General features: G+C 47.2%; 13 protein-coding genes and 1 riboswitch. Of the genes, 1 reads left to right on the forward strand and 12 read right to left on the reverse strand.

The window, feature by feature from the left end; all coding sequences use genetic code 11:
* Positions 1–30 precede the first annotated feature (30 nt).
* The 10 genes from miaB to Dia5BBH33_RS05940 all read right to left on the reverse strand — a co-directional run bounded on the left by miaB (position 31) and on the right by Dia5BBH33_RS05940 (position 10,674).
* Complete coding sequence (gene miaB / locus Dia5BBH33_RS05895) at positions 31–1,353, reverse strand: tRNA (N6-isopentenyl adenosine(37)-C2)-methylthiotransferase MiaB (protein WP_144269413.1); 1,323 nt, start codon at positions 1,351–1,353, stop codon at positions 31–33.
* Between the two features lie 169 nt (positions 1,354–1,522).
* A complete protein-coding gene (gene ribH / locus Dia5BBH33_RS05900; protein ID WP_022383086.1) occupies positions 1,523–1,990 on the reverse strand; it encodes a 6,7-dimethyl-8-ribityllumazine synthase in 468 nt (155 codons plus the stop codon).
* A gap of 18 nt (positions 1,991–2,008) precedes the next feature.
* A complete protein-coding gene (locus tag Dia5BBH33_RS05905) occupies positions 2,009–3,238 on the reverse strand; it encodes a bifunctional 3,4-dihydroxy-2-butanone-4-phosphate synthase/GTP cyclohydrolase II (RefSeq protein WP_022383085.1) in 1,230 nt (409 codons plus the stop codon).
* Entirely contained in the window at positions 3,228–3,881 is a 654-nt protein-coding gene (locus Dia5BBH33_RS05910; RefSeq protein WP_143332558.1) for a riboflavin synthase, read from the reverse strand. Before Dia5BBH33_RS05910 ends, Dia5BBH33_RS05905 begins: the two co-directional genes overlap by 11 nt.
* A 2-nt stretch (positions 3,882–3,883) precedes the next feature.
* Positions 3,884–5,083 carry a bifunctional diaminohydroxyphosphoribosylaminopyrimidine deaminase/5-amino-6-(5-phosphoribosylamino)uracil reductase RibD gene (gene ribD, locus Dia5BBH33_RS05915; protein WP_143332559.1) on the reverse strand — a complete coding sequence of 400 codons (1,200 nt, stop codon included), beginning with the start codon at positions 5,081–5,083 and terminating at the stop codon, positions 3,884–3,886.
* Between the two features lie 49 nt (positions 5,084–5,132).
* A riboswitch (FMN riboswitch) is annotated at positions 5,133–5,254 on the reverse strand.
* Positions 5,255–5,328: 74 nt separating this feature from the next.
* Positions 5,329–6,000, reverse strand: a complete 672-nt coding sequence (locus Dia5BBH33_RS05920; protein ID WP_108849611.1) for a dTMP kinase — start codon at positions 5,998–6,000, stop codon at positions 5,329–5,331.
* A 69-nt stretch (positions 6,001–6,069) separates the two neighbouring features.
* Positions 6,070–6,642 (reverse strand): aminoacyl-tRNA hydrolase, encoded by a 573-nt coding sequence (gene pth / locus Dia5BBH33_RS05925; RefSeq protein ID WP_022383081.1) that lies wholly within the window; start codon positions 6,640–6,642, stop codon positions 6,070–6,072.
* On the reverse strand, positions 6,642–7,595 hold the full coding sequence (locus tag Dia5BBH33_RS05930) for a ribose-phosphate diphosphokinase (protein WP_143332560.1): 954 nt from the start codon (positions 7,593–7,595) through the stop codon (positions 6,642–6,644). The genes pth and Dia5BBH33_RS05930 overlap by 1 nt, the downstream gene beginning before the upstream one ends.
* Positions 7,596–7,780: 185 nt before the next feature.
* On the reverse strand, positions 7,781–9,160 hold the full coding sequence (gene glmU, locus Dia5BBH33_RS05935) for a bifunctional UDP-N-acetylglucosamine diphosphorylase/glucosamine-1-phosphate N-acetyltransferase GlmU (protein ID WP_143332561.1): 1,380 nt from the start codon (positions 9,158–9,160) through the stop codon (positions 7,781–7,783).
* A gap of 245 nt (positions 9,161–9,405) precedes the next feature.
* The gene (locus tag Dia5BBH33_RS05940) at positions 9,406–10,674 is read right to left on the reverse strand and encodes a peptidoglycan-binding protein (protein WP_232518022.1); all 1,269 of its coding nucleotides are present in this window, start codon (positions 10,672–10,674) and stop codon (positions 9,406–9,408) included.
* 445 nt (positions 10,675–11,119) lie between these two features.
* Between Dia5BBH33_RS05940 and Dia5BBH33_RS05945 the strand changes: the two genes are divergently transcribed.
* The gene (locus tag Dia5BBH33_RS05945) at positions 11,120–12,553 is read left to right on the forward strand and encodes an alanine/glycine:cation symporter family protein (RefSeq protein ID WP_143332562.1); all 1,434 of its coding nucleotides are present in this window, start codon (positions 11,120–11,122) and stop codon (positions 12,551–12,553) included.
* A gap of 75 nt (positions 12,554–12,628) precedes the next feature.
* Here the strand turns inward: Dia5BBH33_RS05945 and Dia5BBH33_RS05950 are convergent, their stop codons facing one another.
* Positions 12,629–13,537, reverse strand: coding sequence for a dihydroorotate dehydrogenase (locus tag Dia5BBH33_RS05950; RefSeq protein ID WP_022383076.1), 909 nt, complete (start codon positions 13,535–13,537; stop codon positions 12,629–12,631).
* Positions 13,534–14,301, reverse strand: a complete 768-nt coding sequence (locus tag Dia5BBH33_RS05955) for a dihydroorotate dehydrogenase electron transfer subunit (protein WP_143332563.1) — start codon at positions 14,299–14,301, stop codon at positions 13,534–13,536. The genes Dia5BBH33_RS05950 and Dia5BBH33_RS05955 overlap by 4 nt, the downstream gene beginning before the upstream one ends.
* Between the last annotated feature and the right edge of the window lie 6 nt (positions 14,302–14,307).

Raw genomic sequence — 14,307 nt, forward strand, 5'->3', positions numbered from 1 at the left:
TCACCTCTCGATCAAATGACAAGACAGAATTCAGATCAGTTCTCCCTTGAGAACCCAGGTCTGCGCTGTGTCAACTTTAACGTCAACAATATCTCCGACGGAAATTCCTTCCTTGTACGGGAATAAGATCATTTTGTTTCCTGAAGTTCTTCCATACCAGTTCATCGGATCCTGCTTGGAAGGGCCTTCTACGATAATGGAATATGTCTTTCCTTCCATTTCCTTATTGAGTTCAAGGCTGACTTCATTTTCCACATCCATCAGTTCCTGCAGACGTCTGTGCTTGGTATCAGAATCGATCTGGTCTTCCATTCTTGCTGCAGGCGTTCCGGTTCTTGGAGAATAAATAAATGTATAAGCGGAATCGAAACGGACTTCCTTCAAGAGGGCCAGCGTTTCCTGATGCATTTCTTCCGTTTCCCCCGGGAAGCCTGTAATAAGATCTGTTGTTACGACAATATCAGGCATTTTGCTTCTTACGTAGGAAAGGAGTTCCTTGAAATGTTCAATCGTATAGCCGCGGTTCATCTTCTTCAGCATTTCATTGGATCCGTGCTGGACAGGAAGATGCATATGACGGACAACCTTCGACGATTCTGCCATGGCATCAATCATTTCGAATGTCATATCTCTTGGATGGGATGTCATGTAGCGTACTCTTTCAATGCCATCAATTTTATCGATAGCACGGATCAAGTCGCCGAAATCGGTTCCGTTCCTGAAATCGAGCCCGTAAGAATTGACATTCTGCCCGAGAAGTGTAACTTCCTTATATCCTTCATCGGCAAGAGTCTGGATTTCATTGGAAATGTCATCAATCGTACGGCTGATTTCACGGCCTCTAACATAGGGAACGATGCAGTAAGTACAGAACTTATTGCATCCCTGCATGATCGGAACCCATGCGAAAATCTTAGACTTTCTGACAGACTTCAATTCGCTGTAATCTTCAACGCTGTGTGGATTTCTTTCTGTCTTGACGACATGGCCGCCGCGTGCATTTTCCTTGGAAACGATATCTTTCAGATCATGAATATGGTATGGTCCGATAACAAAATCAATGATCGGCATTCTTTCAATCAGCTTGCCCTTGTTTTCCTGCGCCATGCAGCCGGCGATTCCCAGAAGCATGTCCGGGTTCTTGTCCTTCAGCTTCTTGATTTCACCGATTTTCCCATACACTTTTTCTTCCGCATTCTGGCGGACGCTGCATGTATTCATGATGACGATGTCTGCGTCTTCCATTTCTTCAGCCGGCCGATATCCCAGTTCTTCCAGCTGTCCGTTAATACGTTCTGTGTCAGATTCATTCATCTGGCATCCATATGTAATCGTATAATATTTTTTCCCCATCGAGAGCTGCTCCTTATCCACGGCAATCCTCCTGTATTATGTTAAATCAATTATAATATTATACCATATACAGGATATTCCTTTCATATAATCTAATTTCCACCACGCAAAAAGGAGCCGCGGCAAAATGAATTGCACATTTTGTCACAGCCCTTTTATGGGTTTCTGCTTACTTTCCAAGCTTCTTGAAAAGGCTTGCCATTTCAAGAGCATCCATAGCGCATTCAAAGCCCTTGTTGCCGGACTTGAGCCCTGCTCTGTTGACAGCCTGTTCAATCGTATCGGTGGTCAATACGCCGTAGAGAACAGGAATGCCGCTCGAAAGCGATGCCATAGCAACACCCTTTGTCACTTCGGTTGCTACATGTTCATAATGATCTGTTTCACCGCGGATGACTGCGCCAAGGCAGATGACAGCATCATATTTTCCTGATTCAGCCATTTTCTTGGAAGCCAGCGGGATTTCGAAAGCGCCTGGCACCCATGCCAGATCTACTTTATCCATATCGACGCCATGACGGGTAAGTCCGTCTACGGCTCCGTCAATGAGCTTGCTGACGATGACTTCATTGAAACGGGATGCTACAATTCCTACTCTGATTTCACTTTCATTAAAAAGTCCGGAAATAATATTCACTTTGAATGCCTCCTGTGCTTACTCTTTTGGTTCTTCAATATCTTTATCAAGCTTTAACATATGGCCCATTTTTTCCTGCTTCGTTTTCAGATAGAATTCGTCTTCGCGGGTAGGAGCCATTTCAATTGGTTCTCTTGATGCAATGGTGATGCCGTATTCACTGACATCTCCGATTTTCTGCGGATTATTGGTCAGAAGACGGATGCTGTTTACGCCCAATGCCTTAAGAATCTGCGCGCCTGTCATGTATTCACGAAGGTCAGCCGCAAATCCAAGCTTCAGGTTTGCTTCAACGGTATCATATCCTTCATCCTGAAGAGCATAGGCTCTGATCTTGTTGATCAGGCCGATTCCTCTTCCTTCCTGGCGAAGGTAAACAAGAACGCCGCGTCCTTCACGGGCAATCTGGCGCATAGCCTGCGCAAGCTGCTGGCCGCAGTCACAGCGAAGGGAACCGAAGCAGTCTCCTGTCAGACATTCAGAATGAATGCGGCAAAGGACCGGCTTACCGTCAGAAACATTGCCCATGGAAAGGGCTACGTGGTGTTCCCCGTTCATCTTATTCACAAATCCGTAAATTTCAAATTCGCCATACTTTGTCGGAAGCTTGGCATGAGAAACTTCATCTACCAGTACTTCGTGCTTTTTCCTGTATTCGATGAGCTCCTGAATATTGCCAATCTTCATATTCTTTTCTCTGGCAAGCTTGAAGAGGTCGTCCCTTCTTGCCATTGTTCCGTCATCATTCATGATTTCACAGCAAAGGCCTGCCGGTTTCAATCCTGCAAGTCTTGCAAGATCGACAGTTGCTTCCGTGTGGCCCTGACGTTCAAGAACGCCCCATTTTCTTGCCTTCAGCGGGAAAAGATGGCCGGGTCTTCTGAAATCTTCCGGTTTTGCTCCGTCCTTGATTGCTTCAAGCGCTGTCATGGAGCGGGCATAAGCGGAAACTCCCGTACCGGAATCTTTATAATCGATCGATTCCAGGAATGCTGTCTGGTGATTATCCGTATTATGGCGGATCATCGGTCCCAGGTACAGGGAATCAGCGATTTCTTCAGACATCGGCATGCAGATGACGCCTTTTGCTTCCGAAGCCATGCGGTTCACATTTTCCGGAGTAGCAAATTCTGCGGCGCAAATATAATCGCCTTCATTTTCTCTGGACTCCGGATCCTGCATGATGACAATGTGTCCTGCACGGATTTCTTCAATGATTTCTTCAATACTGTCAAATTTATAATCCATAACTTCCTCCATGCCCAAGGCTCTGAAGCATCCCCAGCGTCAACCCCTCGCCCGGTTTGTCTTTCATGAGCTGCTCGATGTACTTTCCTATATAATCACATTCGATATTGACCGGATCCCCTGGTTTTTTGTCCATCAATATCGTCTTCTCTCCCGTATGAGGGATAAGAGAAATGGTGAAACCCGTATCTGTTCTTTCCGCCACGGTAAGGCTGATGCCGTCTATGGCGACAGAACCCTTTTCAACAATATATCTCATCAGCGCTTTGTCTAATGTTATGGCAACTTCGATGGAATTATCCAGTTTCCTGAATGAAAGGATCTTTCCCTGTCCATCGACATGGCCAAGCATGATGTGTCCGCCCAGGCGGTCGCAGAGCCTGAGTGCTCTTTCAAGATTAACCGGTGATCCCGGCCGGCAAATAGAGAAGGATGTTCTTCTCAAAGTTTCAGGCGTAACATCAGCGTCAAAAGAATCCTGATCCATCCTTGTTACGGTGAGACAGGCGCCATTGACTGCAATGCTGTCGCCAAGCTTGGTCCCTTCCAGTACAGTCCTGCAGGATATAGTCAGCGTGCAGCTGTGTCCGGATCTTTTGATCTGCCTGATATGGCCGATTTCCTCAGCAATCCCGGTAAACATTCTTATTCACCCTTTTCATCCTCTCCTTTTTCGATAGGGAGATCTGATGCAGGTTCATCATGAGCTTCTTCTGATTTCTCAGGTTCTTCTTTAGGAGATTCCTCTTTGTGATCTACATAACCTTCAATGATGAGATCGGAGCCTGACATCAATGTCGTAATATTTTTCAGCCTGACTGCTTCCGGTATGGTATCTGCGCCTTTTCCTCCAAGGAGGCCCGGTGCATCTTTTCCGCCAATCAGGATAGGAGCTGCATAGATTCTTACCTTATCAACGATTCCTGCCTCAAATGCATCCGCAGCAAGGGTTGCGCCGCCTTCCAGAAGGATGCCGTCGATTCCTTTCAAGGCAAGTCCTGTCATAGCAGCGGAAAGGTCTACCTTTCCCTTGATATCGCCGTCTGCGATAATGACATCAATGCCGTTTTTTATCAGGGCATCACGCTTTGTCTCATCGGCCGAGGTGGTCGTAAGGACGATGGCCTTTCCCGGTTCCTGGAATACCTTTGCCTTTAGCGGAACGGATAGATTGCCATCTACGATAATTCTTACCGGATCGATCATCCCTTCCGTGCGGGATGTCAAAAGCGGATTATCGGCCAGTATAGTGCCGGCTCCCGCCATAATTCCTGCATAGCAGCCGCGGAGAACGTGAACCTCCTCGCGTGAATCTTCGGAAGAAATCCACTTGGATTCACCGGTATGGCAGGCTGTTTTTCCATCCAGGGACATGGCCGCTTTGTAAAGGACAAAAGGTTTATGCTTCTGGATGTACTTCAGGAAAACTTCATTGAGCTCTTTTGCTTCTTTTTCCATGACGCCGACAGTAACAAAAATGCCCGCATCCCTTAATTTCCTGATTCCCTTTCCTGCTACGAGCGGATTGGGATCGACCATTGCCGTGACAACGCGGTCGATGTCTTTTTGGATAATGAGATCCGCACACGGCGGCGTCTTCCCGTAGTGAGAGCAGGGCTCCAGACTGACGTACAAAGTCGCCCCCTTCGGATCTTCTGTGCAGTTATTAAATGCATTCACTTCTGCATGAGGGCCGCCGTACTGTTCATGCCAGCCTTCACCGATGACACGCCCGTCCTTGACAATGACAGCACCTACCATTGGATTCGGGCGCGTATGCCCCATTCCCCTGACTGCCAGTTCCAGAGCGCGGGCCATGTACTTTCTATCTTCATCAATACGCAAAAAATCCACCTCCCTTTCGTTCCAGGGAGGTGGATTCCTAAGAATCTTATCCACTCTTCTTTCATCCGGACTATACCGTCGGCTCTGGATTCACACCAGATCTTACCAAGCGAAATTGGTTCGTGGGCTGTCACCACCGGTGGGGACTTCCACCCCGCCCTGAAGAGATTAATCTATTCTTATTTATTATAGCAGAACGATGTATAAACGCAATAGTCAGCCTGTCATCCAAAGACCTTGTCCGTTTATTTTCCCATCATGGAAAGAACTGCGTCTTTTACATCACGGCTGATATCATCAGGACTTCTAAGATTTTCTTCTTCCACGCAGGAAATCTTCTTCCAGCCATACAAAGCAACCAGCTCCTGATAGGCTGCATGACATTTCTTCAAATAATCCAGATGCTGTTCATGAATATCTGAGGAACCGCCCTTTGCCGCTCTTTCCCTGATCAGCCTTTCTGAAATGGCCAAAGGGATATCAAGCAGAATGACCAGATCAGGCCTTGGCAGTTCAAGTTCTCCATACTCGGTCGCCTCAAGCCATTGAAGGAACTTCTTCCTTTCTTCTGCCTGATCATACTTTGTCATCTGATGCACCATATTGCTTGTCGTGTACCGGTCTGCAATGACAATTCCGCCGTTTTCATAAAACTTTTTCCACTTGGTGCGGAAGGAAGCAAACCTGTCGACGGCATAGAACAAGGATGCTGCATACGGATTCACATCCATCGGATCTTTACCGAAATCTCCGCGAAGGTACATTTTCACAAGAGCGGAAGATTCACTTTCGTAATCAGGAAAGGAAATATGCATGACATCCTTCCCGAGACTTATCAGATTCTGCTCCAGAAATTCTGACTGCGTTGCTTTCCCGCTTCCATCAATTCCTTCAAGAACGATTAAGTGTCCTTTCATTCTTTCACCTCCAGAGCTCAATTGGCCCAGTCATCAAAAACAGCCGCCCATGCAGGCGGCCGCTTTCATTCAGGCTTTTCTCTTTGGATTAAAGAGGTTCATTGCGCGATCCACGCCGCTTTCCAGTGCGGTTTCAATGGAATCCGCGGTTTTTATCTTTGCCTCTTCGATTTTGGCAATATCGTCTCCGTAAGGACGGCCCAGGACATGCTCTATGACTGTGTGTCCATCCTGAGGATGACCCACGCCAATTCTGAAGCGTGTGAATCCTTCACTTCCCAGATGAGCAATCAGAGATTTGATTCCGTTATGGCCTCCTGCGGAGCCTTTTTTGCGAATTCTTACTTTTCCGGGCGGCAAATCAAGATCATCACAGATGATATAAATATCATCGAGACCGACCTTGTAATAATTGGCAATGGCTCCCACTGCTTCTCCGCTGTTATTCATATAGGTCAGCGGTTTGACAAGAAGAACCTTTTCCCCGTTGACAACAACAGCTGCTGTTTCCGCCTTCATCGTTTCTTTCCATGCAGAAACATTCCAGCGTTTTGCCAGAATATCAATGACATCAAACCCCATATTATGGCGGGTGTGTTCATATTCCTTGCCCGGATTTCCGAGTCCTGCTAAGATCTTCATTATTTATCGAAGAGCTGGCTGACGGATGCATCATGGAAAATGCGGAGGATAGCTTCGCCAAGGAGCGGAGCAATGGAGAGAACCGTCAGTTTATCCTGGATTTTTTCCGGAGGAATCGGAAGAGAATTGGTAACAATCAGTTCCTTGATGTTGGAATTCTTGATTCTTTCGGTAGCCGGATCTGTCAGTACCGGATGGCAGACTGCAGCATATACGCTTTTAGCGCCATATTCGGCAAGAGCTTTGGCACCTTCGCAGAGGGATCCTGCTGTATCAACGATATCATCAACAACGAAGCAGTTTCTGTCTTTTACGTTGCCGATGATGTTCATGACTTTAGCAACGCCCGGTTCCGGACGTCTCTTTTCAATGATGGCGATCGGAGCACCTACACGGTCAGCCAGTTCTCTGGCTCTTGTTACGCCGCCAAAGTCAGGAGAAACGATGGTCAGGTTTTCCAGATTCTTGGATTTTACATAATCTGCCAGAAGAGATGCGGACATCAGATGATCGACAGGAACATTGAAGAAGCCCTGGATCTGTCCTGCATGAAGGTCCATCGTTACAACTCTTGTCACGCCGGCAGTGGACATGAGATCGGCAACCAGCTTGGAGCTGATCGGTTCACGGCCTCTTGTCTTGCGGTCCTGACGAGCATATCCATAATATGGAACAACAACAGTGATGTGGCGTGCAGAAGCTCTCTTGAGCGCATCAACCATAATCAGCATTTCCATCAGGTTATCATTAACCGGAGCACCAGTCGGCTGAATGATAAAGCAGTCCTTACCACGGACGCTTTCATTAATCATGACCTGTATTTCTCCATTATTGAAGCGGCCGCAGATTGCTTTACCGAGCGGGACTCCAATGTAGTCAGAAATTTCCTTTGCCAGAGCCAGATGCGCGGTACCCGTAAAAATCTTCAATTTAGAAGTGTCTTCCATGTCCATTTGCTGATTCTCCCTTTCCTTTCACATAGATGAAAGTTAAAAATTTATATGGAATTGCTGATTTGTCCCTAACCGGACTATTCCATTTCATTATATACCAGTTTCACTTGGATATCTGAAAATTTTTATTACTTTTTTGAAATTTAATCATAACAAAAGATTCACAAATTCACAGTGTCAAGGAATTAATCTTTGTAAGTGTCATCCTTGACCCAGTCTTCGATATTTCTCTGCTTTGCGCGTGCAACAGAAAGCGCATTGGCAGGAACATCTTTTGTTATGGTAGACCCTGCTGCCGTAAAGGCGCGTTCTCCGATATGAACGGGAGCCACAAGGTTTGTATTGCATCCGATGAAAGCGTGATCATCAATTTTGCAGCGGTGTTTTTCCTTGCCGTCGAAGTTGACGGTAACGGTGCCGCAGCCGAAATTCACATTTTCGCCGAGATCGGAATCACCGCAGTAAATGAGATGCGGAAGCTTTGTGCCATTTCCAACAGTAGAATTCTTCACTTCTACGAAGTTTCCGATCTTTATGTGATCATGAAGGTCGGTATTTGGACGAAGATGAACGAAAGGTCCGATTTCATTATAAGAGCCGATTTTGCATTCATGTGCATAAACGCGGTTCAGATGAGTAAAGCTGCCGCAGGTGACATCTGTCAGCTGGGTATCGGGACCAATGACGCATCCTTCCCCAATCACGGTATGACTTTCAAGGATCGTCCCCGGATAAAGGATGGTGTCTCTTCCCACTTTTACATCCTGTCCGATATATGTATTCTCCGGATTTATGATGCTGACGCCTTCAGCCATCAATTCCTCTGCCTTGCGGAGGCGGAGAATCCTGTCTGCCTCAGCAAGCTGAATGCGTGAATTGACGCCTTCGGTTTCTTCAGGATTATCGCAGATCTTCGGAATGACTTTCTTTCCATCGCGGATCATGATGCCAAACACGTCGGTCAGGTAATACTCGCCCTGCGCGTTTTTGTTGTCAATACGTCCCAAAGCATCAATGAGATCCTTTGCGCGGAACACATAGGTCCCCGTATTGATTTCATGAACGGAAAGCTGCTCAGGCGTCCCGTCCTTCTGCTCTACGATGCATGTCATATTCCCTTTTTCATCACGGAGAACCCTTCCGTATCCGAATGGATTATCCAGAACAGCAGTCAAAACCGCAGCGGATGCTCCATTGGAAATGCATGTATCCGTCAGATCCCTGATTGTCTCAGCGCGAAGAAGCGGGGTGTCTCCGCAGACGACAAGAACATATCCTTCCGGATCATCCTTGAATTCAGGCAGCGCCTGCATGACGGCATGACCTGTTCCGAGCTGTTCTTCCTGATGCACAAATACGACTTCTTTATCTTCCAGGCATTCTCTTACAAGTTTTTCCTTAAAACCTGTGATTACGACACACTTTTCAAATCCGCCCAGTCTGACAACACGGATGACCTGCTCAGCCATCGGTACGCCGCACACACGGTGAAGCACCTTGGGATAAGCAGATTTCATACGGGTTCCCTGACCGGCTGCCAAAATGACGGCTGTCAACTCTGCCATACAACCTCCTGAACTGCAACAAAATGAAATGCAAAATACCGGAAAAGAATTTCCCAGAGCTTTTGTGTTCAAATAAAAAATTTAATAAAACCCATGAGTTTTATTTTAGCAAATGACACATCTCATGGCAAGGAAAACAGCGTATACATAAGAAAAAATCATCCTGAAAAATACAGTTCATGAAAACTTTCCTGTGTATTGGCGAAAAAGTAAAAGCAGGCGGCCATAAGACCACCTGCCTGCTTTTATTTTATGAGATAGACTGTTACGCGCGGTTTTGTTCCCCACGCATATGCCTGATCTAATGTATCAACTCCGACATCAATAATCATGCCATGAATGGCGCCGCCGATATCATCACAGATAGCGTAGCCATATCCTTCAATGAAAACGATGCTTCCAAGCGGAATTACATTAGGATCGACAGCGGCGTGACCCTTCCCTGCAAAACCGCCAAGCGCCGTATGCCCGTTTCCATTCCCGTCATTTGGCGTATAAGCTGTTGCTTCCATGTGGAACACCTTGATATAGTTTCCGGTAAAGCGCGGCGGATCATCCAGTCTTTTCCAGACATTGCTGTCTACGCTCCCCGTCCTTGCCAGATTCTGCTCAGCCTGGAAAGCTTTTACTGCATCAGCCGTGCTCTGCCCGTAAACACCGTCAGCCGTTCCGGGATTGTATCCATGCAGAAGAAGCTTGTTTTGAAGAAGAATGACCTTTTTTCCCGAATCGCCCAAAGCAAGGGAGAAATCCCCCGGCCTGTCTGCATAGGCCTGAGACAAGGCATCCAGTGTCCCTTCATCAATTTCTCCTGTTTCAGAAATTCCCTGATCTCCCTGGAAAGCTTTCACCGCATTGGCGGTAAGTCCGCCGTAAATACCGTCAACTGTCCCGTCAAGATATCCAAGCTTCTTCAGCTTATTCTGGATATCGAGCACCCGGTCTCCGCTGTCTCCGATTCCATACAAGCGGGATGGGCGGTTTGACCTGGCCTGGGCGCTCTCCTGACTGCTTTTCCCTTTAAGAGAATTGTATGTCATCTCATCAATCACGCCGGATACAGGAAATCCATGATCCTTCTGGTAAGCCCTGACAGCATTTTCCGTGTCCTGCCCGTAAACGCCATCAATGCCGCCTTTCAGATAGCCGGCTTTCTGCAGCCTCAGCTGCATATCAACGATGACGTCTCCCCTGTTGCCAGATGCATACACGACTCCACCCCCATTGCGGTAGCCGGAGTTCTCATTTCTTCGGATGGATGCAATGGTCGCATCATCTGCTTTCCCTGTCGCAAGAAGCCCGTGATCCTTCTGGAAAAGGAATACTGCTTCTTTTGTCGTCGAGCCGTAGTCTCCATCTACGGTTCTGGCTAAATAGCCTGCCTGGACAAGTGCATTCTGCAGATCAGCAACCGCGCTTCCACTCATACCTGCCGTCAGCGTTTCCGCTGAAACAGCCATGGAAGTCATGAGCCACAAAACGGCTGCACAGCTCCATTTATATAAGTCACGCACATCTATCACCTCCACGAACTTCTGTATTTTACCATTTTTCGCCAAATTTGTAAAAATATGCCTGAAACCCCTTGTTTTATAAATGCAAAATCTTCTGATTTCCTTTATTCTTCACCGCACGATTTCAGAAAAATGCATCGTGGTTTGAAATGTTTCAAAATGCATGAAATATACAATGGCATCCCAAATTACCGCATGTTTTTGAGCCCTCATCCTGGCATGTGTCCATCCCACGCGTACACATGCAGCAGGAAAGCTCCTCTCCTTTCATGTATGCATTCCTTTCGCCCTGTATCTTTGGACTTTTACTGGCTTTTCCTTAACTTTTCTAATCCTCCCGTCATGATAAATTTATATTCATGATGTTGTACAAAGCGGCAAAACATTATATAATGAGTTGAATTTGTACATATATATTGTATTAAAAGAAGAAGAAGAGTATGGTATGGAGTCATTAAACGACATTGTCTCATCAATCAACGGCGTCCTGTGGTCGTCAGTCATCATTGTCCTTTTGGTAGGCGCAGGCGTGTACTTTACCATCCGCACAAAAGCAGTACAGCTTCGCTATTTCGGCACGATGTTCAAACTGATAGCAAATACGGCCGGCACAAAAACAGAAGGAAATGAAATTTCTCCTTTCCAGGCGTTCTGCGTCAGTACAGCATCCCGAGTCGGCGTAGGCAATATTGCCGGCATTGCAATTGCTATTGTATCCGGCGGTCCTGGAGCTATTTTCTGGATGTGGTTCATTGCTGTCATCGGTTCGGCTACAGGATTTGTAGAAAGTACCCTGGCTCAGATTTACAAGGTTCCGCGTGAAGGCGGAAATGGTTTCAGAGGCGGTCCTGCTTACTACCTGAAAAATGGTTTAGGCCACAAACTCTGGGCAGCTATCTTTGCCATCCTCATTTCCGTTACTTACGGCATGATTTACAACTCCGTCCAGTCCAATACTATTTCCCTTGCGCTGAACCATGCACTTGGTGCTGACCGTATGGTCGTCGGAGCTGTTGTTACAGTTCTTGCCATGGCTGTCATCTGCGGCGGCATGGGACGTATTGCCCGCGTCACTGAATGGATGGTTCCCCTCATGGCAGGCCTTTACATCGTTATTGCGCTTGGCATCATGATTTACAACATCACGGATATGCCGCATGTTTTCTACATCATTTTCAGAGATGCATTTGACTGGCAGGCTGCATTTGGCGGCGGCATGGGCGCTGCTGTCCTGACTGGTTTCAAGAGAGGCCTCTTCTCCAATGAAGCCGGCGAAGGTTCTGTTCCAAACGCAGCTGCAACAGCTGATGCCAATCATCCGGTTGTACAGGGCCTGATCCAGGCATTCGGCGTATATGTCGATACACTCTTCATCTGCTCTGCTTCTGCATTCATTGTTCTTTTAACTGGTGATTATGCATCTACCGGACTGACCGGTATCGAACTGGTACAGTGGGATCTGGCGCAGTACTTTGGACCTATGGCTCCAAAAGCCGTTTCCATCCTGATTTTCCTCTTTGCATTCACCTCTCTTATCGGCAACTACTACTATGGTGAAATCAATATCGGCCATCTGACTCATAAAAAATGGCCGCTGAATCTCTTCCGCGTACTGATCGCTGTCATGATTTTCTGGGGTTCCATTGCTGATCTTCCGCTCGTCTGGAATCTGGCTGACCTCTTCATGGCATTCATGGTTCTGACAAACGTTACAGCTATTCTCCTCTTATTCCCGCAGGTTCGTACATGCCTGAAGGATTATGAAGACCAGCTTGCAAAAGGCATCAAGCTTCCGATTTTCCACAAGAAAGTACTCAAGAACCAGAAGGGTATCGTATGGTGGGATGACGAGAACAACTTCAACGGCGCTAAGAAATAACGCTGTCCCCATCATTCTTAATAAGCATTTGAAAAGGACTGCTCAATGAGCAGTCCTTTTTGTGTTGGCTTTCTATTAAGCTTTCAGCGTACCAACGATTTCCTGAATATCCTTGACGCCGTTCTTATCGCACCATTCATCCATTTCATCGGCAATACGTTCCATGGCATTAGGATCAATGATATTGGCTGTGCCGATCTGAACCGTATCTGCGCCTGCCATCATAAACTCAATGGCATCGATGCCGGTCATGATGCCGCCTAATCCGGATACCGGAATATTGACGGCCTTTGCCACCTGCCATACCATGCGGAGCGCAACCGGCTTGATGGCAGGGCCGGCGAATCCGCCTGTTATATTTCCAAGAATCGGGCGTCTTGTCCTGACATCAATGGCAAGTCCTAAAAGCGTATTGACAAGGGACAGTGAATCAGCGCCTGCATCTTCCACCGCTTTTGCAATCGTGACGATATCGGTCACGTTCGGTGACAGCTTTACGATAACAGGAAGATTCGTGCTGTCCTTGATGGCTCTTGTCACAGCGGCTGCCTGTTTGGGATCTGTCCCGAAAGCAACACCGCCTTCCTTGACATTCGGGCAGGAAATATTGACTTCCAGCGCATCAACGCCGTCTACCGTCAGCATTTTTGCACATTCTGCATATTCTTCGGTCGTCTTCCCCACCATATTGGCGATGAAAGGAACGCCCAGCTTTTTAACCTTGGGAAGGTAATGCTCAATAAAGTAAGGAACACCTGGATTTTCAAGGCCGATGGCATTCAGCATGCCGGAATCCGTTTCAGCAACGCGTATGCCTTCATTTCCTTTCCAGGGAGTCGGCGCAAGGCCCTTCCCGGAAATGGCGCCGACTTTATTCATGTCGACGTATTCAGCAATTTCAAGTCCGAAGCCTACTGTCCCGGACGCGCCGATCAGCGGTGTTTTCATCGGGATTCCCAGGTAATTTACCGACAGATTTGTCATAATACTACCTCCTCTGCGTTAAACACCGGGCCGTCAGTGCATACCTTGTAATGGCCTTCGCCTGACTTCTTGTCGCAAACGCAGCCAAGGCATGTGCCAATGCCGCATCCCATTCTTCTCTCCATAGAGACTTCGCAGTATACGCCTGCCGTCTTTGCCATTTCTGCGGCAGTCTTCATCATGATGGCTGGTCCGCATACGCAGGCTTCGTCCACCTTTTCTTCAGCAAACATCTGAGGAAGCACGGAGACGGAGAATCCTTTGATTCCATAAGATCCATCATCCGTCGTTACGATCATTTTCCTGACCGTATCCGGGAATAAATCCTTCCAGAATACTTCTTCCTTATTTCTGCCGCCGATGACAACGGTCATCTGTCCAGGTCTTGCCTGTCTTGCCATGAAAAGGATCGGCGCAATTCCAATGCCGCCGCCAATGCCTACGATATGATCCTTATCCATGGAAAAGGATGTGCCAAGAGGCCCTAAGCTGTCTACGACATCCCCTTCCTTCAGATGGGACATGGCTTCTGTTCCTTTTCCGACGATACGGTAAATGATTTCAACGAGTCCCTTTTCAGGGTCCGTTCCCGCAATGGAAATCGGACGCCTTAAAAGGTAACGCGGATCATTGACTTTCATATGGATGAACTGTCCTGGCTTTGCTTCTCTGGCTGTCAGCGGAAGTTCAATCTGCATCTGCCAGATGTCCTTAGCAATCTTCTTATGAAGCCGGATAATTCCTTTTTCTACATAACCTGCCATGCTTTT

Source organism: Dialister hominis (assembly GCF_007164725.1).
In the GTDB taxonomy this organism is placed as follows: Bacteria; Bacillota; Negativicutes; order Veillonellales; family Dialisteraceae; genus Dialister; species Dialister hominis.